This window comes from Phenylobacterium sp., assembly GCF_036563285.1.
In the GTDB taxonomy this organism is placed as follows: Bacteria; Pseudomonadota; Alphaproteobacteria; order Caulobacterales; family Caulobacteraceae; genus Phenylobacterium.
In genome coordinates, this window is record NZ_DATCMR010000011.1 from 939,564 (window position 1) to 962,884 (window position 23,321).

The 23,321-nt window shown below is 71.0% G+C and carries 24 protein-coding genes, 1 pseudogene and 1 riboswitch; of the genes and pseudogenes, 11 read left to right on the forward strand and 14 right to left on the reverse strand.

Going from position 1 to position 23,321, the window contains the following annotated elements; genetic code table 11:
• The first annotated feature begins 5 nt into the window (after window positions 1–5).
• Window positions 6–1,076, forward strand: a complete 1,071-nt coding sequence (locus tag VIL76_RS15390) for a GTP-binding protein (RefSeq protein ID WP_332045912.1) — start codon at window positions 6–8, stop codon at window positions 1,074–1,076.
• 20 nt (window positions 1,077–1,096) lie between these two features.
• On the opposite strand, the gene VIL76_RS15395 is transcribed toward VIL76_RS15390, so the two are convergent.
• On the reverse strand, window positions 1,097–1,513 hold the full coding sequence (locus VIL76_RS15395; RefSeq protein ID WP_332045913.1) for a biopolymer transporter ExbD: 417 nt from the start codon (window positions 1,511–1,513) through the stop codon (window positions 1,097–1,099).
• Between the two features lie 184 nt (window positions 1,514–1,697).
• Complete coding sequence (locus VIL76_RS15400; protein ID WP_332045914.1) at window positions 1,698–2,141, reverse strand: biopolymer transporter ExbD; 444 nt, start codon at window positions 2,139–2,141, stop codon at window positions 1,698–1,700.
• A 109-nt stretch (window positions 2,142–2,250) separates the two neighbouring features.
• On the opposite strand from VIL76_RS15400, the gene VIL76_RS15405 reads away from it, so the two are divergent.
• Window positions 2,251–3,216, forward strand: coding sequence for a WD40 repeat domain-containing protein (locus tag VIL76_RS15405; RefSeq protein ID WP_332045915.1), 966 nt, complete (start codon window positions 2,251–2,253; stop codon window positions 3,214–3,216).
• 150 nt (window positions 3,217–3,366) lie between these two features.
• Here the strand turns inward: VIL76_RS15405 and VIL76_RS15410 are convergent, their stop codons facing one another.
• Window positions 3,367–4,026 carry a nitroreductase gene (locus tag VIL76_RS15410; protein ID WP_332045916.1) on the reverse strand — a complete coding sequence of 220 codons (660 nt, stop codon included), beginning with the start codon at window positions 4,024–4,026 and terminating at the stop codon, window positions 3,367–3,369.
• Between the two features lie 90 nt (window positions 4,027–4,116).
• Here VIL76_RS15410 and mtgA point away from each other — a divergent pair, with 90 nt between their 5' ends.
• The 3 genes from mtgA (at window position 4,117) to VIL76_RS15425 (ending at window position 6,542) form a co-directional block, all read left to right on the forward strand.
• Window positions 4,117–4,794 (forward strand): monofunctional biosynthetic peptidoglycan transglycosylase, encoded by a 678-nt coding sequence (mtgA, locus tag VIL76_RS15415; RefSeq protein ID WP_332045917.1) that lies wholly within the window; start codon window positions 4,117–4,119, stop codon window positions 4,792–4,794.
• 276 nt (window positions 4,795–5,070) lie between these two features.
• Entirely contained in the window at window positions 5,071–6,036 is a 966-nt protein-coding gene (locus tag VIL76_RS15420) for a glycosyltransferase (RefSeq protein ID WP_332045918.1), read from the forward strand.
• A 242-nt stretch (window positions 6,037–6,278) separates the two neighbouring features.
• Window positions 6,279–6,542, forward strand: coding sequence for a hypothetical protein (locus VIL76_RS15425; protein WP_332045919.1), 264 nt, complete (start codon window positions 6,279–6,281; stop codon window positions 6,540–6,542).
• A 168-nt stretch (window positions 6,543–6,710) separates the two neighbouring features.
• Here VIL76_RS15425 and VIL76_RS15430 read toward each other — a convergent pair whose 3' ends face one another.
• The gene (locus VIL76_RS15430) at window positions 6,711–7,649 is read right to left on the reverse strand and encodes a hypothetical protein (protein WP_332045920.1); all 939 of its coding nucleotides are present in this window, start codon (window positions 7,647–7,649) and stop codon (window positions 6,711–6,713) included.
• A 420-nt stretch (window positions 7,650–8,069) separates the two neighbouring features.
• Between VIL76_RS15430 and VIL76_RS15435 the strand changes: the two genes are divergently transcribed.
• Both VIL76_RS15435 and ald read left to right on the forward strand, forming a co-directional pair.
• Window positions 8,070–9,368 carry a TonB family protein gene (locus tag VIL76_RS15435; RefSeq protein WP_332045921.1) on the forward strand — a complete coding sequence of 433 codons (1,299 nt, stop codon included), beginning with the start codon at window positions 8,070–8,072 and terminating at the stop codon, window positions 9,366–9,368.
• Between the two features lie 97 nt (window positions 9,369–9,465).
• Window positions 9,466–10,578, forward strand: a complete 1,113-nt coding sequence (gene ald, locus VIL76_RS15440; protein ID WP_332045922.1) for an alanine dehydrogenase — start codon at window positions 9,466–9,468, stop codon at window positions 10,576–10,578.
• Window positions 10,579–10,647: 69 nt separating this feature from the next.
• On the opposite strand, the gene VIL76_RS15445 is transcribed toward ald, so the two are convergent.
• A complete protein-coding gene (locus tag VIL76_RS15445; RefSeq protein WP_332045923.1) occupies window positions 10,648–10,980 on the reverse strand; it encodes a GIY-YIG nuclease family protein in 333 nt (110 codons plus the stop codon).
• 194 nt (window positions 10,981–11,174) lie between these two features.
• Between VIL76_RS15445 and VIL76_RS15450 the strand changes: the two genes are divergently transcribed.
• Together VIL76_RS15450 and VIL76_RS15455 are read left to right on the forward strand one after the other, a co-directional pair.
• The gene (locus tag VIL76_RS15450; RefSeq protein ID WP_332045924.1) at window positions 11,175–12,038 is read left to right on the forward strand and encodes a dienelactone hydrolase family protein; all 864 of its coding nucleotides are present in this window, start codon (window positions 11,175–11,177) and stop codon (window positions 12,036–12,038) included.
• Window positions 12,039–12,044: 6 nt separating this feature from the next.
• Window positions 12,045–12,277, forward strand: a riboswitch (cobalamin riboswitch).
• Between the two features lie 89 nt (window positions 12,278–12,366).
• On the forward strand, window positions 12,367–14,130 hold the full coding sequence (locus VIL76_RS15455; RefSeq protein WP_332045925.1) for a TonB-dependent receptor plug domain-containing protein: 1,764 nt from the start codon (window positions 12,367–12,369) through the stop codon (window positions 14,128–14,130).
• Here VIL76_RS15455 and VIL76_RS15460 read toward each other — a convergent pair.
• Window positions 14,127–15,002, reverse strand: a complete 876-nt coding sequence (locus tag VIL76_RS15460) for a bifunctional regulator KidO (protein WP_332045926.1) — start codon at window positions 15,000–15,002, stop codon at window positions 14,127–14,129. The genes VIL76_RS15455 and VIL76_RS15460 overlap by 4 nt on opposite strands.
• 135 nt (window positions 15,003–15,137) lie before the next feature.
• On the opposite strand from VIL76_RS15460, the pseudogene VIL76_RS15465 reads away from it, so the two are divergent.
• A pseudogene (locus VIL76_RS15465) lies at window positions 15,138–15,959 on the forward strand (XdhC family protein); the annotation flags it as partial.
• A gap of 71 nt (window positions 15,960–16,030) precedes the next feature.
• On the opposite strand, the gene glp reads toward VIL76_RS15465, so the two are convergent.
• From glp to moaA, 7 genes are read right to left on the reverse strand one after another with little or no spacing between them, the layout of a single operon-like run.
• Window positions 16,031–17,221 (reverse strand): gephyrin-like molybdotransferase Glp, encoded by a 1,191-nt coding sequence (gene glp / locus VIL76_RS15470; RefSeq protein ID WP_414695437.1) that lies wholly within the window; start codon window positions 17,219–17,221, stop codon window positions 16,031–16,033.
• Window positions 17,218–17,685: a cyclic pyranopterin monophosphate synthase MoaC gene (moaC, locus tag VIL76_RS15475; protein WP_332045927.1), complete on the reverse strand. Its 468-nt coding sequence runs from the start codon at window positions 17,683–17,685 to the stop codon at window positions 17,218–17,220. Before moaC ends, glp begins: the two co-directional genes overlap by 4 nt.
• A complete protein-coding gene (moaB, locus tag VIL76_RS15480) occupies window positions 17,682–18,233 on the reverse strand; it encodes a molybdenum cofactor biosynthesis protein B (protein WP_332045928.1) in 552 nt (183 codons plus the stop codon). The genes moaC and moaB overlap by 4 nt, the downstream gene beginning before the upstream one ends.
• Before the next feature lie 33 nt (window positions 18,234–18,266).
• Window positions 18,267–18,776: a hypothetical protein gene (locus VIL76_RS15485; RefSeq protein ID WP_332045929.1), complete on the reverse strand. Its 510-nt coding sequence runs from the start codon at window positions 18,774–18,776 to the stop codon at window positions 18,267–18,269.
• Complete coding sequence (locus tag VIL76_RS15490; RefSeq protein WP_332045930.1) at window positions 18,776–19,222, reverse strand: molybdenum cofactor biosynthesis protein MoaE; 447 nt, start codon at window positions 19,220–19,222, stop codon at window positions 18,776–18,778. The genes VIL76_RS15485 and VIL76_RS15490 overlap by 1 nt, the downstream gene beginning before the upstream one ends.
• Window positions 19,219–19,458, reverse strand: coding sequence for a MoaD/ThiS family protein (locus tag VIL76_RS15495; RefSeq protein ID WP_332045931.1), 240 nt, complete (start codon window positions 19,456–19,458; stop codon window positions 19,219–19,221). Before VIL76_RS15495 ends, VIL76_RS15490 begins: the two co-directional genes overlap by 4 nt.
• 1 nt (window position 19,459) lies before the next feature.
• The gene (gene moaA, locus VIL76_RS15500) at window positions 19,460–20,488 is read right to left on the reverse strand and encodes a GTP 3',8-cyclase MoaA (RefSeq protein WP_332045932.1); all 1,029 of its coding nucleotides are present in this window, start codon (window positions 20,486–20,488) and stop codon (window positions 19,460–19,462) included.
• A gap of 56 nt (window positions 20,489–20,544) precedes the next feature.
• Between moaA and VIL76_RS15505 the strand changes: the two genes are divergently transcribed.
• On the forward strand, window positions 20,545–21,132 hold the full coding sequence (locus VIL76_RS15505; RefSeq protein WP_332045933.1) for a nucleotidyltransferase family protein: 588 nt from the start codon (window positions 20,545–20,547) through the stop codon (window positions 21,130–21,132).
• Here the strand turns inward: VIL76_RS15505 and VIL76_RS15510 are convergent.
• Entirely contained in the window at window positions 21,129–23,318 is a 2,190-nt protein-coding gene (locus tag VIL76_RS15510) for a xanthine dehydrogenase family protein molybdopterin-binding subunit (RefSeq protein WP_332045934.1), read from the reverse strand. The genes VIL76_RS15505 and VIL76_RS15510 overlap by 4 nt on opposite strands.
• Between the last annotated feature and the right edge of the window lie 3 nt (window positions 23,319–23,321).

The window sequence follows — 23,321 nt, forward strand, 5'->3', positions numbered from 1 at the left end:
GGGGCATGAGCGCCCCCGCCACTCCGACCAAGACCCCCGTAACCGTGCTGACCGGCTACCTCGGCGCCGGCAAGACCACCCTGCTGAACCGCATCCTCTCGGAGGACCACGGCAAGCGCTACGCCGTGATCGTCAACGAGTTCGGCGAGGTGGGCATCGACAACGACCTGATCGTCGGCGCCGACGAAGAGGTCTTTGAGATGAACAACGGCTGCGTCTGCTGCACGGTGCGCGGCGACCTGATCCGCGTCGTCTCCGGCCTGATGAAGCGAAAGGGCGGCTTCGACGCCATCATCGTCGAGACCACCGGCCTGGCCGACCCCGGCCCGGTCGCCCAGACCTTCTTCGTGGACGAGGACGTCAAGGCCAAGACCCAGCTCGACAGCGTCACCACCGTCGTCGACGCCAAGCACCTGCCGCTGCGCCTGAAGGACAGCAAGGAAGCCGCCGAGCAGATCGCCTTCGCCGACCAGATCATCCTCAACAAGACCGACCTGGTCTCCGAGGCCGAGCTCGCCGACGTGGAGCGCGCCATCCGCACGCTCAATCCGCTGGCCCCCATCCACCGCGCCCAGCGCTCCAACGTGCCGCTGGAGCAGGTGCTCGGCCGCGGGTCGTTCGATCTCGAACGGATTACCGGCCTGGAGCCGGACTTCCTCAACCCCGCCCACGGCGAGCCGGGCCACGTGCACGACGAGCACTGCGACCACGACCACCATGGCCACGATCACCACCACCACGATCACGACCACGGGCACATCCACGACCACGTGGCCGAAAGCGGCATCAAGGGGATCTCGCTGACTGCCGACCGGCCTCTGAACGGCAACAAGGTCACCGCCTGGCTGAACAACGTCCTGCAGACCCAGGGCCCCGACATCCTGCGCGCCAAGGGCATCCTCGACATCGCCGGCGAGGAGCGCCGCCTCGTCTTCCAGGCCGTGCACATGATCCTCGAAGGCGACTTCCAGCGCGACTGGAAGGCGGGCGAGAACCGCTACTCCCGCATGGTCTTCATCGGCCGCAACCTCGACGAGGCCGCCCTCCGCGCCGGCTTCGAGAGCACGATCGCCTAGGATCGTTCAACCTCGAACGATCAGATCTCCTCGCTCATCAGGCCCACCCGCTCGAAGCCGCCGTCGCGCAGGGTGTTCATCACGGCCATGAAGTCGTCGTACCGCACCGAGCGGTCGGCGCGGATGTAGACCCGGTCCTGCCGGCCGATCATCGTCCCGAGGTCCCCGGTGAGCGCCGGCAGGGTGGTCGGCAGGTCGCCGATGTAGAGCCGCCCCTCGTCGGTCAGGCTGATGTAGGTCGGCGCCTTGGGCGGATCGCCGGCCGCCGCCTGCGGCAGGTCCAGCTTCACCGACACCTGGGTGGCCGGGATCGCCACCATGAAGATGATCAGCAGCACCAGCATCACGTCGACGAACGGCGTGACGTTGATGTCCGCGTTCTGGCCGACCCGGTAGCGTTCCCCGCCGCCGGACGCCGTCGCAAGCCGCATACCCATTACGCAATCCTCCTCCGACTGAAGGCGCGGCGCTATGGGCCGCGCACGCAGGAATGGGACACCCGCCGGTATATTATGTCAATACTGCAAGAAAGTTGCAGAAGCGAAACGCCTCTGCTCCGCCCACGAAAAAGCCCCGCCGGATCGCTCCAGCGGGGCTCTTCGATCTGTCTGTCGAAGCGCCCTAGAGCTCTTCGTTGATCAGGGCCACCTGATAGAAGCCGTTGCCCTGCAGGGTGTTCATCACCGCCATGAAGTCGCCGTAGCGCACGGTGCGGTCGGCGCGGATGTACACCCGCTGCTCGGTCGGCGGGATGGTGGGGTCCTCCACGGCCAGCACGCCCGACAGGTCCGCCGGCAGCGCGCCCAGGCTGGTCGCCCGGTCGCCGATGAACAGCAGGCCGCCCTGCTGGATGTTGACCATGATGGGGTCCTTCACCTTGGTCCCCGGGGGCGGCGGGATGGCCGGCGGCAGGTCGAGCTTGATCGACACCGTCGCGGCCGGGATCGCCACCATGAAGATGATCAGCAGCACCAGCATCACGTCCACGAACGGCGTGACGTTGATGTCGCTGTTCTGGCCGAGGTCGAACTTGCTGCCGCCCCCGCCGCCCATCTTGGCGCCCATGTGTGTTCCTTCCCTGAGGCGCTCGCACGCGCCCGCAAATTCTCGGCCCGACCTTTGGCAAGCCGCCCGGCGCTTGTAAAGCCCTTCGCCTCGCGTCTAGGGGAGGCGGATGAATTTCAGCTTCGACGCCTACGTCACCGCCGCCCTCTTCGACCGCGCCGGCAGAGCGGCGTTCGCCCTGGGCGACGGCACGGTCCGCTTCGAGGACGGCGAGGCCGTCGAGGCCCACGCCGGCGCCGTCCTTTCCGCCGCCCCGCACCCGAAGGCGCCCGGCGTGCTGACCGGCGGCGACGACGGCCGCCTGGTCTGGTCGGGGCCCGAGGGCGCCCAGGAGCTGGCGAAGCTCCCCGGCCGCTGGATCGACAGCCTGGCCGCCAGCCCGGAGAGCGGCCTGGTCGCCTTCGCCGCCGGCCGCGAGCTGCACGTCCGCGACACCGCCGACCCCGGCTTCGCGCGGACCTTCCCCCACGAGAAGACCGTCGCCGGCCTGGTCTTCGACCCCAAGGGCCGCCGCATCGCCGCGGCCACCTACGGCGGCGTCGCCCTCTGGTACGCCCGCATCGAGGGCCAGAAGCCCGCCTTCCTGAAGTGGGGCGGCAGCCACGTCGCCGTCGCCTGGAGCCCCGACGGCAAGTTCATCGTCACCTCCATGCAGGACAACGCCCTGCACGGCTGGCGCGTGGCCGACGAGAAGAACATGCGCATGGGCGGCTACCCGGCCAAGGTGAAGAGCCTCAGCTTCATGACCCGCGGCCAGCTGCTGGCCACCTCCGGCGCCAACGGCGTCGTCGTCTGGCCCTTCGCCGGCTCCACCGGCCCCATGGGCAAGCAGGCGGCGGAGATCGGCTACGAGGAATCCGCCGTCGCCACCCAGGTCTCGGGCCAGATGAGCGGCAACTGGGTCGCCTGGGGCCTCGACGACGGCCGCGTGCGGGCCTGCGACCTGGTCGGCCAGAAGGTCATCGAGGTGAAGGCCGAGAAGGGAACCCCCATCACCGCGCTTTCCCTCACCCCCGACGCCAAACGCGTCGCCTGGGGCGACGAGGAAGGCAACGCCGGCGTCGCGGACCTCTAAACCCCTCCCAACGGGAGGGGGCAGGGGGAGGGCGGCTCCGCCTCACCGCCTCACGGCGAGGGGCCGAGCATCCCTGACCGACCCGTCCCCTCACCCTGCCAGCGTCCAGGCGGAGCCGCCCTCTCCCAACCCTCTCCCGATGGGAGAGGGCTAGAACCCCCGCATCTCCCCCCACGCCTCGAACGGGTCCCGCGACGCCACCAGCCCGTTGATCGGCGCGGCCTCGTCACGCCACCCCATCGCCATGCCCGAGAACAGCATCAGCTCCTCCGGAAGGCCCAGCACCTCGCCCACCGTCACCGGATACCGCGCCCAGTACTCCTGCGGGCAGGTGTCCAGCCCCCGCTCCACCGCCAGCAGCATCACGTTCTGCATGTACATGCCCAGGTCCGCCCACTGCGGCGGTCCCAGCTTGCGGTCCAGGCAGAAGAAGATCCCCACCGGCGCCCCGAAGAACTCGCCGTTCTTGGCCAGCTGGCGCAGCCTGGCCGGCCGGTCCTCGCGCGGGATCCCGATCGTCGCGTAGAGGTCCTCCCCGTTCTGGAACCGCCGCGTCCGGAACGGGTCCCACAGGTTCGGCGGATAGACGTCGTACTCCGGCGTCTCCCCCATCGGGTTGGCCGCCACCTTGGCCTTCAGCGCCTCCAGCGGCGCCCCGGCGAGCGCATAGACCCGCCACGGCTGCAGGTTGCCCCCCGACGGCGCCTTGGCCGCCCGCTCCAGGATCTCGCGCACCACCGCCCCCGGCACGGGATCGGGCCGAAACGCCCGGATCGACACCCGCCTCGCCACCGCCTCCGACACGTTCATCGCTTGGCAACCGCTCCCCTCAAGACTCGCGATCGAGCTAACAGGGCGCCGGAAGGTCATGGCAAGGATGCCCAACCCGGAAGGCAACCCATGAAGCGCTTCCTCTCGATCGTCGTCAGCCTCGTCCTCATCTTCGGCTTCGTCGGCCCGGTGCTCACCGTCGCCCTCTACCGCTTCGTGCCCCCGCCGATGACCTTCCTGATGGTCCAGCGCATGGCCGAGGGCCGCGGCTTCCAGCGCCGCTGGGTCCCCATGGAGCAGATCTCCCCGACCCTGGTCCGCGCGGTGATCGCGTCGGAGGACTCCCAATTCTGCCAGCACCGCGGCTTCGACGTCGAAGCCATCGAGAAGGCGCTCGAGGCCAACGCCGCGGGCAAGGCGCTGCGCGGCGGCTCCACCATCAGCCAGCAGACCGCCAAGAACGTCTTCCTCTGGCCCAGCCGCGACTGGGTGCGGAAGGGCCTCGAGGCCTACTTCACCGTCCTCATCGAGACCATGTGGGGCAAGCCGCGGATCATGGAGGTCTACCTGAATTCCATCGAGTGGGGCCCGGGCGTCTACGGCGCCGAGGCCGCCGCCCAGGCCAACTTCGGCGTCCCCGCCAGCCGGCTCACCGCGGCCCAGTCCGCGCGCCTGGCCGCCATCATCCCCAACCCCATCAAGCGCCGCGCCACCAGGCCCTCCCGCTTCGTCCGCCGCCATTCGGGGCGCATCGTCGCCCGAGCCGGCGTCGTCCGCCGCCAGGGCCTGGCGGAGTGCGTGCTCTGAGCGCAAGGCGCCGCTGACGCGGCGGCGCTCAGGCCGCGCGGCCTGGACACGAAGATCACGAAGGACACGAAGACCACGAAGGCCGCCCGAGCCGCCAGCGAGGCCGGGCCCGTCCAACCGCCGCGCGCGTCGCCCCCGATCCTCGTCGATCCGCCGCCTGGCGACCGGTAGGGCTTCTTCGTGTCCTTTGTGTCCTTCGTGGTCTTCGTGTCGGATGGGTCTGCGCCCCGCACCGCGCTTGCCAGCAGCCGGGGGAATCCCCCACACACGCGACCCATGCCCCGCATCGTCTACCTCGCCTTCCCGAACGGTAAGCTCACCGGCGGCCAGAAGATGATCCTGCGCCACGTGGAGACCCTGCGCGACTTGGGGTTCGACGCCGTCGTCCGCCGCAACGTCGACAATGTGGACTCCGGCGCCTTCGACCACCGCGCGCCGATCCAGGTCGGGGGCCCCTTCGAGCCCGACGACATCCTGGTGCTCCCCTCCGACGCCCCCAGCGCCATCGGCGCCGTCGCCCGCGGCCCGTGGAAGTCCCTCGTCTTCGTCCAGAACCAGTTCGACTACGCCGCCATCGGCGCCGCCGCCGTCGCCCAGTTCCCCGGCGGCGTCCCGTCGGCCTTCATCTCCGTCAGCCCCTCGGTCACCGCGGCGCTCGCCCGCCTGCACCCCGGGGCTCCGGTCGAGTTCATCCCCGCCTTCGCCGACGAGCGGATCTTCAAGCCCGCCCCGGCCGGGCGCCACGACGCCATCGCCGTCTCGCCCCGCAAGCGCCGGCTGGAGCTGAAGTCCATCCAGGGCTTCCTCGCCGCCTCGCATCCGCGCCACACCGCCGTCCCCTGGCGCGTCCTCGAAAACATGCGAGAGACCGACGTCGCCGCCGCCTTCCGCTTCTCCACGGTCTGCCTGTCCCTCTCGCGCCTGGAGGCGCTCGGCCTCACCCCGCTGGAGGCCATGGCCTCGGGCTGCATCGTCGCCGGCTTCACCGGCGTCGGCGGCCGCGACTTCGCCACCGCCGGCAACGGCTTCTGGGTCGCGGAGGACGAATGCGACCTCGCCGCCGACGCCTTGGCCCAGGCCCTGGACCTCGTCGCCACCGGCGGACCGCTCCTGAAGGCCATGCGCGACGCCGGCCACGCCACCGCCGAGCAATGGAGCTACGCCCGCTTCCGCACCGCCCTGGAAGACACCTGGATGCGCCACGCCCCGCAGGCCCGCATCAGCAGCGGTCCCCTGACCTAGGCCCTTGAAGCGTCACCGGAAATTCTAACCGGAGCTGTCGGAACAAGACCGCCGCGCGGCCGTCTAGTGAGCAGGGGACGTTTCCAGACTCGAACGAGTGACGCCATGAGAATCAACCCGCTCGGCGGCAGGCCTGAAGCGGCGACGCGACACCTACCAACACGCCGCCCGCCGGGCCCCCGGAAAGCCCGCGCCTCCGTGACCGTCCCTCGACCCAGGCCGCCATCGACGAGCGCGTCGACATGCTCGCCAACGAGGCGGTCAGCCGGTTCGCCGCGCTGTCGTCGCGCCCCTATTTCCGCTCGGCCATCATGAAGGCCGGGCTGGACGAGATGTGCCAGCGCTTCGTCGCCCTCGACGGGATCTCCCGCGAGGAGCTCGCCGCCCACCTCATCGCGCTCGGCCAGAAGTTCGGCGCCCGCGCCTCCCAGCCCGAGTACGCCCCCGCGGAGCACCCGCCCGGCGGCCCCGTCGCCTACTTCGGCCCGACGCCGCTGCGGAACTGAGCGACCTTCAACTGGCGAACAGGAGGGGCCGCGGCCCCTCCCAGCCTTAAACCTCATGGCAGGCTCGCATCCACCGTGAGATTTAAGCCCCCCACCCTCTCCCAACGGGAGAGGGCAGGGAGAGGGCGGCTCCGCCTCGAAGCTTCGCCGGGGAGGGGCCGAGCATTCTCAGCCCCCGCCGCCGCCGCCGCCCCCACCCCGCCGGTCCCGCATCCGCCGCGCCGTCTCCAGCACCGACTCCGGCATCGGCTCCCACGCCCCCTCGCTGGTCCGCACCGGTTTCTGCGTCGCGTCGTCGGGCGTGTAGCCCACCACCCGGCACACGCCCCGCTCCAGGTCCTCCTCCAGGTGGAAGTGCCGGTAGCGGATCACCTGCACCTCCTGCGGCTCCGGCGGCTCGCTCTGCTTCGGCCGCATCACCCGCGGCGACAGCACGCCGGCCATCCAGCGCAGCTGCGTCAGCCGCACGTGCACCGCATAGGGCGCGTCGCCCGAAAGCCCCCGCACCAGCTCCAGCCCCTCGTCGGCCAGCCGCTCGGCCTGCACCTCGCGCGCCTGGTCGATCATCGCCCCGAACTCCGGGAACGCGCGCCGCCACCGGTACACCGTCGAGAACGCCGGCAGCGTCGGGTCCCGGCAGATCGCCGCCAGCGGCTCGCCCTCGCTCAGGCGGTCGCAGATCTCCTGCGCCGCCAGCGGGCACCAGCTCGCCAGCGCCTGCTTCCCGCCCCGCGCCGCCGCCGTCCGCGCCAGCCGCATGGCCTGCGCGAACCGCGGCTTGGTCTTCACCCACCGGTGCAGCGTCGCCCGGTGCGGCATGGCCGGCTCCGAGCAGATCGCCTCCAGCGTCTCGCCGGCCGCCACCCGCCGGCACACCGAGCGCCCCAGCGCCGCCGTGAACGGCGTCGACCGCTCCCTACCTCCCCTGCCGACGGCAGCCGGCGGGGGAGGGGGGTGAGGAGCGACCGATTGCGGCACGCAATCGGTATCCGATCGCTCCAGTGGAGCGATCGGCGCGACGAACGCCGGCGTCTCGGACGCCGGCTCGGCGGCCGAAGAGCCGATGGTGGAGGGGGCAGGCCGCCCCTCGAACCCCTGATCATCCATGTCCGAAACCCCAACGCTCCGCCCACGACCAACCGATCCTCCCCCGCACAACGGGGGAGGGGGACCGCGAAGCGGCGGACGCGGCGCTGCCACCACAAGGGCGCACCCGTCCAAGATTGCTGAAACACCCGCAGCCCGACCTACCCGGGCCGCCTGCGAAACCGAAACCGTCCGAGACCGCCCGCCCCGCCGCTCGTCAGCCGCCCAATCCGGTCACCCGGGAACAGCCCGCCTCGCGAAACCCGCCTCACCAGCCCCCGGGGTCCTGCGCCGAGACGCAGCTTCCTGAGCTGATCCGAGGATAGCAGGCGGCGGGGCGGGGGTCAAGAACAAAAATAGAACATAGCCCGCGGACTGCGCGGCTGGACCCGCTTCGAAGCTCATGCTCAAGTTGGTTCACTTGTCCGGGGTCGGCAGATCATGCGCCACGTCGTTACACCCGTCCTGCTGGCGGCGATCATCGCCGCGCCCGCTGCTGCTGAGGATACTGCGCCTAAGGTGATCCAACGGCCGGAAGCCGATGCGTTCTATGCCGTCGTTCCAAAAGATGCGGCTGGCAAACGGATAGGCGGGCGCGTCGTGTTCCGCTGCAGGGTGGACGCGGCGGGCAAGGCGTCAGACTGCAGCTCATCGAACCCGATTAATGCTGATCCTGCGGTGATCGATGCGCTGCGTAAGGTGCTTCTCACCACGAAGTTTGCCGCTGCAACTCGTGGCGGGGTGCCGGTTCACGGCGAGATTGTGCAGCCGATCCAGTGGTTCCGGAATGACACTTCTCCGACGTGGGTCAGGCGACCGACGCCGGCGGACCTCCTCTCCGTTTATCCCGTGGCCGCTTACAAGCAGGGCTTGGATGGCCGCGCGGTGATCAGCTGTGTCGTCAGCCTCCAGGGAGCGCTGTACGACTGCGTGGTTGTGTCGGAGGAGCCGGCGGGTGCCTCGTTTGGAGCAGCCGCGTTGGCGCTTACGCCACAGCTCTTGATGAAGCCAGCCATGCTCGACGGGCGACCGGTGCTTTCGAGTGTGACAATCCCTATCAACTTCGAGACGTCCGGACGCGCGGGAACCCGTCCGGGGGGACCATTCTCCACACGGGTAGTGTCGCCCGTTAACGTCTGGGCAGAGGCGCCGACATTTGCCGACGTCGCAGACGCCTATCCTGAGAAGGCTCGGGCGGGACGCGTGGGCGGCACGGCTACGGTCGCATGCAAGTTTGGCTCGAGTGGGCGGCTGAGCCATTGCGAGGTGATCGCAGAGGCGCCTAAGGGCCACGGGTTCGGAACCGCGGCGAAGGCGGTGGCCAAAAAGTTCCTCGCGAGACCGCCTGAGGACGGCAAACTGTCCGACGCCATGGTCCAATTACCGGTCTCGTTTCACCCCGCGATGTTGGAGCAGTCGGAGGGCATAGTGGGTAAGCCGCAGTGGGCGGCCATTCCCAGCCAGGGCGACATGGCAAGCGCACTGGCTGGCGCTCCCAAGGGGCTGGGGCCGGTGCGGGTGGCGCTCAGTTGCGTGGTCCAGCAGAAGGGCCTCGTGTCGGACTGCAAAGTCCTCTCCGAAGACCCAGCGGGACTAGGGTACGGCGCCGCGGCCGTCGGCCTTTCCAGCCGTTTCCAGCTTTCCACCTGGACTGCTGAGGGCCTTCCGGTCGTGGGCGGCCGTGTGCAGATCCCGATCCGGTTCGACACAGGGGGCGCAGAGCCGAGCAAGACGCCGTAGGCGCTTTGGTTTAGGGCTGCCCTCCCACCTTGACTCCGCAACCTTCTCCCCTCAAACCGCCGCCGTCCCGCAACAACGTTCCCCCAAGGAGCCCCACATGCGCGTCGGCGTGCCTCGCGAGATCAAGCCGGACGAATACCGTGTCGGCCTCACCCCCACCGCCGTCCGCGAGTATGTGACCCACGGCCACGAGGTGGTGGTGGAGCTGGGCGCGGGCTCAGGCGCCGGCTACGCCGACGAGCAGTACGTGCGCGCCGGCGCGCGCCTGCTGCCCAACGCCGAGGCGGTGTTCGCAGAGGCCGAGCTGATCGTGAAGGTGAAGGAGCCCCAGGCCGTCGAGTGGGCCCGGCTCACCGAGAAGCACATCCTCTTCACCTACCTGCACCTGGCGCCCGACCCCGCCCAGGCCGAGGGCCTGGTGAAGTCCGGCTGCGCCGCCATCGCCTACGAGACGGTGACGGATGCGCAAGGCGGCCTGCCGCTGCTGGCGCCGATGTCCGAGGTGGCCGGCCGCATCGCGGTCTTCTCCGCCGGCGAGACCCTGCTCAAGCACAACGGCGGCATGGGCCTGCTGATCGGCGGCGTGCCCGGCGTGCCGCCGGCCCGCATCGTGGTCCTGGGCGGCGGCGTCGTCGGCGCCAACGCCGCGCGCATGGCCGCGGGCCTGGGCGCCGAGGTGGTGATCGTCGAGCGCTCGATCCCGCGCATGCGCCAGCTGGACGACATGTTCCAGGGCCGGGTGATCACCCGCTACTCCACCCAGGACGCGGTGGAGGAGGAGGTGCTGAAGGCCGACGTGGTGATCGGCGCGGTGCTGACCGCCGGCGCCAGCGCGCCCAAGCTGGTCCGCCGCGAGCACCTCTCCCGCATGAAGCCGGGCTCGGTGCTGGTGGACGTCTCCATCGACCAGGGCGGCTGCTTCGAGACGAGCCGGCCCACCACCCACAACGACCCGACCTACACGGTCGACGGCGTGGTCCACTACTGCGTGGCCAACATGCCCGGCGCCGCGCCCCGCACCTCTTCGGAGGCCCTGGTCCACGCCACCCTGCCCTTCGGCCTGCAGCTCGCCGACAGCGGCCTGGGCGCGCTGAAGAAGAACCCCCACCTCGCCAAGGGCCTCAACGTCCTGAAGGGCGACCTCACCCACCCCGCCGTCGCCGAAGCCTTGGGCAAACCCTTCAGGGACCCCTACAAGGCCTGGGCGTGAGCCGAGGGGGCGGGGACCACCAAAGACCCCGCTCATCCCGCGAAAGCGGGGACCCAGCAAATAATCCGCTCATCCCCGCGAAGGCGGGGACCCAAGCTGACTCAACGGCCCCTCCTCCCGGAAGAATCCCTCGTACAGATCCTCCCAGCGCGGGTTCATCTCCTCGATCAGCCGGATTTTCCAGCGGCGGTTCCACTTCTTCAGCCGCCGCTCGTGGTGGAAGGCGCCCGCGCGGGTGTCATGGACCTCGTACCAGACGAGGCGATGCACGCCGTACTTCGCGGTGAAGCCGCAGAAGCTCTTCTCCCGGTGCTGCGCGATGCGCCGCTCGAGGCTGTCGGTGTGGCCGCAGTACAGGGTGCCGTAGGGGGCGCTCGCCAGCAGATAGGTGAAAAAGGCCAATGCGCTCTCCGGGTCTCCAATCAGTTATAGCACCAGAACAAATATGGAACACTCCGCGCTAGCTCAGCTTGGGTCCCCGCCTTCGCGGGGATGAGCGGGGGTTGGCCATCCCGGTTCACCCCAGGTGCGAAACACCCTTGCAACATCGCCCCGCTCCCTTTCCGATGACACGCTGAACATCGGGAGGAGCCGCCATGTGTGACGACGACATCCATCCAGGTCTTGTGACCGACCCCACCATCTCGCGCCGCAACCTCGGCATCGGCACGCTCGCCGTCGCCGGCGTGGCGGCGGCGACCGCCGCCCGCGCCCAGGCCAAGGTCGTGGAGAAGGACGTCTCCATCAAGACGCCGGACGGGACCTCGGATTCGGTCTTCCTGCACCCGCAGGGCAAGGGCCCCTGGCCGGCCGTGCTGATCTGGCCCGACATCATGGGCCTGCGTCCCGTGAAGCGGGAGATGGGCCGCCGCCTGGCCGCCCAGGGCTACGCCGTGCTGGTGGTGAACCCCTTCTACCGCTCGCACACCGCCCCGGTGATGCCCGGCGACATCAACTTCTCCGATCCGGCCACCCGCCAGACCCTGATGGGCTACCGCCAGAAGATGACCGACGCCGGCATCGACGCCGACGCCATCGCCTACGTCGGCTGGCTCGACGCCCAGCCGCAGGTGAACAAGAAGAAGAAGGTGGGCGTGCAGGGCTACTGCATGGGCGGCCCGCTGTCGTTCCGCACCGCCGGCGCCGTCCCGAACCGCATCGGCGCGGTGGGCAGCTTCCACGGCGGCGGCCTGACCACCGCTCAGCCCAACAGCCCCCACCTGCTGGTCGCCAAGACCAAAGCCGAATACCTGGTCTGCGTGGCCCAGAACGACGACGCCCGGGCGCCCAACGACAAGGAAACCCTGAAGAAGACCTTCGCCGAGACCGGCAAGAAGGGGAACGTCCACGTCCACCCCGCCGACCACGGCTGGTGCGTCCCCGGCAGCCAGGTCTACAACCAGGCCGAAGCCGAGAAGGCCTGGGCCGAGCTTTCCGCCATGTACAAGCGCGCGCTCTAGAGCGACATTCCTGCCCGTGAAGGCGGTCCCCGAGCGACATCGGGGCCAAGAGGGAACAGGGGTGCAGGGCTTCGGCTCCAATCCCCGGCTGTGCCCGCAACTGTGAGCGGCGAGGGCCGCGTCCGACCTGCATCCGTCCGTCTACGGACGAATGCGGCGCCACTGGGAAACCGGGAAGGCGAGGACGAGGCCCGCACCTAGCCGCAAGCCAGGAGACCTGCCGTCTTCCGTCGCTCGTCCGTGGCCCGGGTCCAGGCCGACGGCGCGGGTCGGGACGCATGGTGCGCCCCCTCCGTCGCAGCGACTTCGCTGACGACGGAGGACTGACTTGAAGACGCTCTTTCTCACCGCGGCCCTGGCCGCGCTCATCCCTGCGACCGCGGCCGCCGAGGAGGTGGACGAGGTCATCGTCACCGCCACCCGGCTGCCCTCCGGCGTCGATCTGGTCACCGGCGCCCGGGTCGTTGACCGCGCCGAGCTGGAGGCCCGCCAGACGCCCTTCGCCGCCGAGGTGCTGGCGACCATCCCCGGCGTCGGCATCGCCCGCACCGGCCCCTTCGGCGGCATCGGCGCCATCCGCATCCGCGGCGCCACCCCCGACAAGACCCTGGTGCTGATCGACGGCGTGCCCGCGGGCGACCCCGCCGACCCCAACGGGACCTTCGACCCGGCCTTCCTGCAGCTCGCCGACATCGAGCGGATCGAGGTGCTCTCCGGCCCGCAGGGCTCGCTGTGGGGCTCCGAGGCCATCGGCGGCGTGGTCGCCTTCACCACCCGCGAGCTCGCCGGCTGGCGCCTGGAGGCCGAGGCCGGCAGCTTCGCCACCGCCCGCGGCGTCGCGGCCGCCGGCCACGCCGAGGAGGCCTGGGCCCTGAACGGAAGCCTCGCCGGCTTCCGCACCGACGGCGTCAGCAAGGCCGCCTCTGGCGCGGAGGACGACGCCTTCCAGACCGTCACCGCCACGGTGGGCGGCCGCTGGGGCCGGTTCGACGGCCGCCTCCGCTACACGGACGCCGAGGTGGAGATCGACGGCTTCGCCCCGCCCACCTTCCAGCTCGGCGACACCGCTGACCGCAACACCAGCCGCAGCTGGTCCGGCTTCGGCCGCGCCACCCTGGACGGCCTGGGCTTCACCCACCGCGTCTCGCTGAGCGCCTACGACCTGGTCCGGGAGAACCTCTCGTCCTTCCCCAGCCGCTTCGAGGCCGACCGCCAGGTGCTCCGCTGGACCGCCGAGCGAGGGCCGCTGGTCCTGGGCCTGGAGCGCCAGGAGACCCACGCCGACCTCTCCGGCCGCGCCGCCGAGGACCTCTCGGTCTCCTCCGCCTTCGCCGTCGGCCGCACCGCGCTGGGCCCGCTCACCCTCACGGCCAGCCTGCGCCACGACGACCCCGACCGCTTCGGCGCCAAGACAACCGGCCGCCTGTCCGCGGCCTGGGACCTGGGTCGCGGCTTCGTGGCCACGGCCTCGGCCGGCCAGGGCTTCAAGATCCCGACCATCAGCCAGGTGCTCTGCGACTTCTGCTTCGCCCCGCCGGTCCCGCTGCGGCCCGAGGAGGCCGAGGGCTACGACCTGCGCCTCGGCTGGCGCTCGGACCGCTTCGCAGCGGCCGTGACCGCCTATCGGCTCGATGTGAAGGACCAGATCGCCTACGTCGGCCTGCGCTACGTCAACATCGCCCGCACCCGCTCCGAGGGCCTGGAGGCCGAAGCCGACCTGCAGCTCACCGAGGGCCTGCGCCTGAAGCTCGCCTACGCCCGCACCGACGTCGTCGACGCCTCGACCAACCAGAGCCTGATCCGGGTCCCCGACCACTCCGGAGCGGCCAGCCTGTTCTGGACCGGCGAGCGCCTGGCCGCGTCCGTCACCGTCCGGGCGGAGTCCAGCCAGACCGACACCGACGTGGACGGCTTCAGCCGCGTCGTGCGCGACGGCTTCGCGGTCGCCGATCTGGCGGCGAGCTGGTCAGTGTCGGATCGGGTGAGCCTCACGGCCCGGCTCGAGAACCTCACGGACGAGCGCTATTCGGAGACCTACGGCTACGGCGAGCCGGGTCGGGCGCTCTACGTCGGTCTGAGGTTGCGGAACTAGGCCGCGGCCCAGGCGCGGGGATCGAGCGCGGCGGGGTCGTTGATCGCCATCTCGTCCCAGTCGAGGTCCGGCGGCGGGCTGGAGGCGGCGGCGACCACCGCGCTCATCTCCGAGGCCGAGGCCACGCCCACGAGCACGGTCGTCGCTTCCGGGCGCGAGAGGGCGAAGCCCAAGGCGGCCTGCAGCGGGTCGGAACGGCCCTCGGCGATCAGCCGGCGCGCCCGGCTGATGCGGCCGGCGGCCGCCTTCAGGTGGCTGGGCGCCCGGTCCGGCGGCAGGAAGAGGACGCCATTCAGGAAGATGGAGCGCAGGTGCACCTCGACGCCCATCTCGGCCAGGGTGGCCAAGGTGCCGTCGATGAGCAGCCGCTGGTCGAGCAGCGAGGCGGGCGCCTGCACCACGTCCGGCTTGAACCGCCGCGCCACGCCCACCGGGTCGTCGGAGGCATAGACGGAAACGCCGATCTTGTCGCAGAGGCCGGCGTCCTTGAGCGCCCGCAGGCGGTCCCACAGGGCCGGGCCGCCGGGGCTGAACAGGTCGGTGGCCGACGGCGCCAGGATGGTCCCCAGGCGGTCGACGCCCAGGCGCTGCATCTGGCCCCGCAGCTCGGCTTCGGCGAAGTCGGCGCCCCGTTCGGGGCGCACGGCCGTCAGGGTGACCTTGAAGGGGGTCGGACGCGGCATGGACTGGGCGAGCTTGGCGTCCGCCGCAGCGCTCCAGCGGTCCACCTCGAGCACGGCCACGCCGGAGCGGCCTGCGATCGACAGGATGTCGCGGGCCTCCGCTTCCCGCGGTCGGCCGCGGAAGGGCGCCTGCTGGTCGAGGCCGAACTGCCCGCAGCCGAGCCCTAGCTTTCCGATCGGTGATGTCATGGAGGGGCGGCTGGTCAGCGTCCTTATGAGACTGCATCCTTGGGCCAAGATGCCTAAGAAGCCGTATCCACGTCCTTTCCAGAGGGTAAATTCTTGAGCCAGCGCCAGCCGCTGCCCGAATGGCCGGAGTTCGGCATGGCCGACGACGTGCGCCCGGCCCTGCGCCAGGCCCGCGAGGCGGGGCTCGCCTGCGCGCTCGCCACCCTGACCGGCGTCGAGGGCGGGGGGCCCCGGCCGCCGGGGACCCAGATGGTCTTCGCGCCCGGTATCGTGTCCGGCTACTTCTCCGGCGGCTGCGTTGAGAGCGACATCGCCGACCACGCCTTCGCCTGCCTGGAGGACGGCCAGCCCCGCACGCTGGTCTACGGCGAGGGCAGCCCCTGGCCGGACATCCGCCTGCTCTGCGGCGCCCGGATCGAGATATTCCTCGAGCGGGTCCCGGCCGAGGACCCGGCCATCGCCGGGCTGCTGTCCGCAGAGCGCGACCGGCGGCCGGTCACCTACATCAGCGACGGCTTCGCTCGGGCCTGCGCGCCCGAGGTGGAGCCCTGGCCCGAGGCCGCCGTGGAGCGCCCCTACGACCCCGTGCCGCGCCTGGTTGTGGTCGGCGGCGATCCGACGGCGCTGGCCATCGCCACCCTCGGCGTCCAGTCGGGGATGCAGACCACCCTGGTCCGCCCCAAAGGTCCCGAGGCGCCGCCGCCCGTCCCCGGGATCGCCTACCTGCGCGACGAGCCGGCCGAGGCGCTGGCGCGCCTGCACCTCGACCCCTGGACGGCCATCGCCATCGCCACCCACGACATCGAGACGGACCATGCCGCCCTTCACGCCGCCCTGCCGTCGCGGGCGGGCTACGTCGGCCTGCTGGGCGCCAGGCGCAGGCTCGCCGGCCGCCTCGCGGAGCTGCGCGCGGAGGGCATGCCGGAGAGCGCCATCGCCCGGCTGCACGCCCCCATCGGCCTGGATATCGGGGGCAAGGCGCCCTGGGAGGTCGCCGTCTCGGTGATCGGCGAGATCATGGCCCTGCGCTATGCGCGCGCCAGCGGCAGCACCTCGACCACCTCGCCGGCCGCCGCCGCCGGGGCGCCGGGCGCGCGGCGCAGCAGCGCGTCGGAGGCGGCGAACACGCTCACCAGCGACGAGTCCTGATCGCGGTAGGAGCGCACCCGCGCCTCGCCCGCCGCATACGACAGCTTGGCCCGCATCCAGTGCTCCCGCGGCCCGTTGGCCGGCAGGTCCAGCTCCAGCTTCGCGGTAATGGTCGCCGGCTCGGGCGGCGCGCCCTGGTAGACATTCAGGATCGGGCGCAGGAACATCTCGGCGCAGACGAAGGCCGAGGCCGGGTTGCCCGGCAGCCCCAGCATCCGCCGCCCGTCCGCCAGCACCCCGAAGAAGGTGGGCTTGCCCGGCCGCACCGCCACGCTCTCCACCCGGAACGACAGCCCCAGCGCCTCGCCGGCCCTGCGCACCAGGTCGTGGTCGCCCACGGAGGCCCCGCCGACGGTGACCACCAGGTCGGCCTGGGCCTCGCTCAGCGCCGCCATCACCGCCTCCAGCTCGTCGCGGACCGGCCGGGCGCGGATCACCTCCGCCCCCCACCCCTGCGCCATAGCCGCCAAGGCGGGCGCGCCGGAGTCGTAGATCTGGAAGGGGCCGGGCTGTCCCGGCGGCTCGACGATCTCCTCGCCCGTGGAGAGCAGCGCCACGAGCGGCCTGCGGTGGACCGCCACCTCGGCCCGCCCGGCCGAGGCCGCCAGCGACAGCCGCCAGGGATCGATCCTCACGCCGGGCGAGACGAGCAGGTCTCCGGCACGGAAGTCGCCGCCGGCGGCCCGGACGTGGTGACCCGGCTTGACCTGCGGCGCCGCGACCTCCTCACCCTCCCGCCGGGCGTCCTCCTGGATCACGATCGCGTCGCAGCCGCGCGGGATCGCCGCCCCGGTGAAGATCCGCACCGCTTCGCCCGCCGCGACTGACCCTTCGTAGCCGTGCCCCGCAGCGCTCTCCCCGACGATCCTCAGTCGACCAGGGCAATCCGCCGCCCGCACGGCCCAGCCATCCATCGCCGAGGCCGGGAACGGCGGCTGGTCGCGCACCGCGCGGACCTCCTCGGCCAGCACGCGGCCGATCGCCCGGCTCAGCGGGACGATCTCGGCCGGCAGCGGCGCGATCTCCGCCAGCATGCGGGCCCGCGCCTCGTCCACGGGCAGCAGCTTCATGCGCTCCAGGCGCCCGACTTGCCGCCGGTCTTGGAGACTAGCCGCACGTCCTCGATGACCATGCCCTTCTCGGCCGCTTTCAGCATGTCGTAGAGCGTCAGGCAGGCCACGGACACGGCAGTCAGCGCCTCCATCTCCACGCCAGTTTGGCCGGTGGTCTTCACCCGCGCCGTCACCGCGAGGCCGCCGTCGGCCGGCTCGACCCGCACCTCCGCCTTGGAGATGGCCAGCGGGTGGCACATGGGGATCAGGTCGGACGTCTTCTTGGCCGCCATCACGCCGGCGATCTCGGCCACGGCGCGGACGTCGCCCTTCTTTCCTTCGCCGGACAGAGCCAGCTTCAGCGTCTCCGGGCTCATGCGCACGAAGCCCTGCGCCAGCGCCTCGCGGGCGGTCGCGGCCTTGTCCGACACGTCCACCATGCGCGCGCGGCCCGTCTCGTCGATGTGGGTGAGCTTGCTCACGCCTCGAGCAATCTCGGCATCAGCTCGACCATGTTGCAGGGCCCGTGGCGGCTGTCGAGCTGGGCCGAGATCACCTTGTCCCAGCCGTCCTTCACCGCCCCGTTCGAGCCCGGCAGGCAGAAGACGAAGCAGCCCTTCACGATCCCCGCCAGGGCCCGCGACTGCAGCGTCGACAGCCCCACGGACTGGTAGCTCACCAGGTGGAAGATCACCGAGAAGCCGTCGATCTCCTTGTCGAACAGCGGCCGGATCGCCTCGGGCGTCACGTCGCGCCCGGTGATGCCGGTGCCGCCGGTGGTGACGATGGCCTCCACGCCCTGGTCCACCCAGGACATCACCTGCGCCCGGATCGCCTGCACGTCGTCCGGCACGATCCCCTTGTCGACCAGCTCGTGGCCGGCGGCCTTCACCCGCTCGACCAGCAGGTGGCCGGAGGTGTCGCTCTCTTCGTCGCGGGTGTCGGAGATGGTCAGCACAGCGACGCGGACGGCCTTGATCGGCAGGCTCTCGTTGATCCGTCCGCCGGGGGTGAGCACAGGGGCGTTCATGGCAGCTCCTTTCTTCACGGCGTTTCTAGCGCCTCAGCGGCGGACTTGTCGCGTCGGGCGCGCGCACAGGCCGGCGTCTGGCAGGTCCTTCTGCGCCAGCGCGCGGGTCAGCACCGCGTAGAAAGGGGCTTTGCGCAGGTCGGTGTAGGGCGCGGGCTTTGGGTGGTACTGCTCCACCTCGTTGCTGCCGGTCAGCTCTAGTCGACCGGCCCGCCTCGTGTAGGTCTGGCGCAACCGCTCGTCGCTGGAGGCGTAGCCCACGTCGCGTGCGACAGCGACCACGGTCCAGCCCTGCAGGCTGTAGGTGTCGGTCACCAGCCAGTCGTAGCTCTGCGGACCCCACACCACCTTTAGGTCTACGATCCCGCCGGCCGCGGTCCAGGCGTTCACCACAGTCAGGGCGTTGTCCTTGTCCGCGCGCGCCGAGGCCAGGGCCACGGTGTCGAAGGCGCACCAGCGTGTGCCCTCGGCGTTCTCAGTGAGGATCAGGTTCGGCGTCGACGCCAGCGCAGACGCCGCAACCAGCAGAGCGAGAACCGCCATCAGGGCTCCCAGCGCGCCACGTCGGCGTGGTCCTGCTCGCGGGGCTCGATCCAGCGGGCGCCGTCGGGGCCGTGCTCCTTCTTCCAGAAGGGCGCGCGGCTCTTCAGATAGTCCATCAGGAAGTCACAGGCCTCGAAGGCTTCTCGGCGGTGCCGGGCGGCCGTGGCCACGAAGACGATCGGCTCGCCGGGGGCGATCCTGCCGATGCGGTGCAGCACCTGCAGGTCGATCAGGCGGAAGCGGGCCTTGGCCTGCAGGGCGATTTTCTCGATCTCGCGCTCGGTGAAGCCTGGATAGGCCTCAAGCTCGAGGGTGGTGGTCTGGCCCTCCTCGGCCCGTGCGATGCCAGTGAAGGTCGCCACGGCGCCCACCTCCGTGCGGCCCCCGCAGAACTCGGACACCAGGGCGCCCGGCTCGAACGCCGCCAAGGTGAGGCGGACGCTCATCCGCCGCTCATCGGCGGCAGGAAGGCGACCTCGGCCCCGGCGTTAAGCGCCGTGTCGCCGCGCACGATCATCTGGTCCACCGCCACCTGGACGCCGGAGGCTGCGAGCGCCTCTCCTAGGCGCGGGTCGTCGTCGGAGAGGCGGCTGCGCAGCGCAGAGAGGAACGGGCTCTCCACCTGGCGTTCGCGCCAGCCGGCGATGTCGGCGAGGCGCCCGAACAGCAGCACCTTCGCCATCTCAGCCGCCCGTGGTCGACATGTGCCGTGCGACGGCCGGGGCGGCGGCGCGGGCGATCTTGAAGTCGTGCCCCTTCGGCTTGGCGTCGACGCCGAGCCGGATCGCCTCGATCAGGTCCTCGTCCGAGGCGCCGGCGCGCAGCACGGCGCGAAGGTCCGTGGCGTCCTCCTGCCCGAGGCAGGTGTGGAGAGTGCCGGTGCAGGTGAGCCGCACGCGGTTGCAGGCCTCGCAGAAGTTGTGGCTGAGCGGGGTGATGAAGCCGAGCCGGCCGCCTGTCTCGGCCACCTCCACATAGCGGGCCGGACCGCCCGTGGAGAGCGGGATGTCGCTGAGCGTCCAGTAGCTCTCCAGCTCCCGACGCACGTCCTTGAGCGACAGGTACTGGTCAGTGCGGTCGGCCTCGACCTCGCCCATCGGCATGGTCTCGATCAGGGTCATGTCGCAGCCGCGCCCGTGCGCCCAGCGGATCAGGTCCGGCAGCTCCTCGGCGTTGTCGTCCTTCAGGGCCACCGCATTGATCTTCACCTTCAGGCCAGCGGCCTGGGCCGCTTCGATCCCCGCCACCACCTTGGCGAGGTCGCCGCCGCGGGTCAGCCGCCGGAACAGGTCGGGCTTCAGGGTGTCCAGCGAGACATTGATCCGCTTCACCCCGGCGTCCGCCAGCCGCCCCGCGAATTCGGTCAGCCGCGTGCCGTTGGTGGTCAGCGTTAGCTCCGACAACGCCCCGCTCTGCAGGTGGCGCGACAGGCCCTCGAACAGCCCCATCACGCCCTTGCGGACCAGCGGCTCGCCCCCGGTGATGCGCAGCTTCTTCACGCCGAGCCGCACGAAGGCCGAGGCGATGCGGTCCAGCTCCTCCAGCGTCAGCACCTCCGCCTTCGGCAGGAAGGTCATGTGCTCGGCCATGCAGTAGACGCAGCGCAGGTCGCAGCGGTCGGTGACCGAGACCCGCAGGTAGGTCACAGTCCGGCCGAAGCCGTCGATCAGGCCGGGCTGGCCTTGCGCTGGGCTGGCGTCGTAGGGCGTCATGCTGGAGCGAACATAGAGGGTAGAGGGCCTTGGCGACAGGGGCGGGGGAGACGCAGGTGCTCGAAGCCGTGGTGCTGGCCGCCGGATCCGGCTCCCGGTTCGGGGGCGGCAAGCTCCTGGCGCCCTACATGGCCGGGGTCCTGGTCGACGGCGCGCTCGCCGCCGCCTTCGCCGCCCCAGTGCGCAGCATCACGGTGGTGACGGGCGCCGACGCGGACGCCGTCGCCGAGGCCGCCACCGCCTTCGCGCGCAAGGTGGGACAGGCGGAGCGGGTGCGCGTCGTTCACGCCCACGACCACACCGAGGGCATGGCCCACTCCCTCAGGATGGGCGTCGCCAGCCTGCCGCCCGACACGGCCGGCGCCTTTGTCTTCCTGGGCGACATGCCGCGTGTCCCGCGCGAGATCCTGACCCCGATGGCCGAGGCGGTCCTGGCCGGTGCGCCCGCCGCGGCCCCGGTGTTCCAGGCCCGGCGGGGCAATCCCGTCCTGGTCGGTCAGGCCCTGTTCCCCGAGCTCATCGCGCTCGCCGGCGACGCTGGCGCGCGGCGCATCCTCGACGGCCTCGGCGACCGCCTCGCACTGGTCGAGGCGCCCGACGATGGCGTCCTCTTCGACGTCGACCGGCGGGACGACCTCGCCTAGGTCTTCACGAACGGCTGGCTCAGCATGGGCTGCCCGGTCATCGCCAGGATCGCATTGGCCACCGCCGGCCCGATCGGCGGGGTGCCGGGCTCGCCCACGCCGCTCGGCGGGTTGGGGGAGGCGACGATGTGGGTCTCCACCTGCGGCGCCTCGGAGTGGCGCAGCACACGGTAGCTGTCGAAGTTCGACTGCTCCACGGCCCCGTCCTTCAGCGTGATCTCTCCGAACATGGCGCCTGACAGGCCATAGCAGACGCCGCTCTCGATCTGAGCGGCGATCTGGTTCGGCGCGACCGCCGTACCGCAGTCGATGGCGGCGACGACCCGGCCCACCTTCGGCTGGCCGTCGACCATCCGCACCTCGGCGATCTCGGCCACGACCGAGCCGAAGCTCTCGTGCACCGCGACTCCGCGGGTCCACTCCGCAGGGGCCGGCGTGGTCCAGCCGGCCTTCTCGGCGGCGAGGTTCAGCGCGGCCAGGTGCCGGTTCGCGCCGACCTTGGCGTAGAGGGCGCGGCGGTACTCCACCGGGTCCTTCCCGGCCGTGCGGGCCAACTGGTCGATGGTGTGCTCCATGACGTAGGCGGTGTGGGTGTGACCCACCGAACGCCACCAGAGCACCGGCACGCCCACGTCGGTGGTCAGCAGTTGGGCGTCCACCACGGGCGTGGCTTTCAGGTACGGCGAGCCCTTCACCCCCTCGATCGAGCTATCGTCGATCTTCGGCGTGCCCATGGGCGAGCCCTTCATGATCGACTGGGTGACGACGCGATGACGCCAGGTGGCCGGGAAGCCGTCCTTGTCCAGCGTGACCCGAACCCTGTGATGGACCATCGGCCGGTAGTAGCCGGCGCGCATGTCGTCCTCGCGGGTCCAGACCAGCTTCACGGGCCGGCCCTTGCCGACCTTCTTGGCCACCTGCACGGCCTCGGCGACATAGTCGGACTGGAAGTTCGTGCGCCGGCCGAAGGAGCCGCCGGCGAACAGGGTCTCCACCTTGATGGCGCCGGGCAGGTTGCCGACGATCTTGGCGGCGGCCAACTGGTCGAGGGTCGGGGACTGCGAGCCGTGCACCAGCGTGCAGTTGTTGCCGTTGACGATGGCGACGCAGTCGAGCGGCTCCATCGCGGCATGCGCCAGGTATGGGAAGTCATAGGTCACGTCGACGGCGGCTGTCCCGGCCGCAGCCTGGGCGGCCTCGCCCTTAGAGTCGAAGGCGGCCCAGCCTGCCTTGTCCGGCGGGGCAACCTTGCCAGAGGCGAGGTCGCGGTAGCTGGCGAGCAGGGTCTCCGAGCTGCGTTTCTCGGCCTTGGACTCGTCCCAGGTGACCTTCAGGGCGTCACGCCCCTTCCGCGCCGCCCAGGTGTTCTCGGCGACCACGGCCACGCCCGTCGGGATCTGGAAGACGTCGACCACGCCCGCCACCTTGCGGGCCTCCGTCGCGTCGAAGCCGGTCGCCTTGGCGCCGAACCGCGGCGGGTGGGCGACCATGGCCACCAGCATGTTCTCGAGCCGCACGTCCTGGGTGAAGCGCGCCGCGCCTGTGCTCTTGGCGTGGGAGTCCTTGCGGCGCACCCGGTCGGTGCCCACCAGGGTGAAGGTCTTCGGGTCCTTCAGGACCGGCTTCTCGGGGACCTTCACCTTCGAGGCGTCCTCGAGCAGTTCCGCGAAGCCCGCCTGCTTGCCGGAGGCATGGCCGACGACGCCGTCCGCCACCGTGATCTCCCCGGCGGGCACGTTCCAGCGCTTGGCCGCGGCCTCGACGAACATGGCCCGGGCCGCGGCGCCGGCCGTGCGGAGCTGCGTCCAGGAGCTGGAGATGGCTGACGAACCGCCGGTGCCCTGCACCCCGCCCATCATGGGGTTGCCGTAGACCTTGGCCACGCCCGGGGCCTGCTCGACGCGGACCTTGCTCCAGTCGGCGCCCAGCTCCTCGGCGGCGATGGCCGCCAGGCCGGCGTGGTTGCCCTGGCCGAACTCGATGTGCTTGGAGACTACTGTCACCCAGCCGTCCGGAGAGAACTTCAGGAACGGCCCGAAGGCGCCGAAGTCCTTCTTCGCGCCGACGCTCAGCAGGTCTGCCGGCGAGCAGCCGACCAGGAGGGCGCCGCCCGCGAGGGTTGCGCCGACCACCAGGGCCTCGCGCCGGGTGGCGCCTTTCGCCAGGTCCTTGAGGGGCTTGTTCATGGC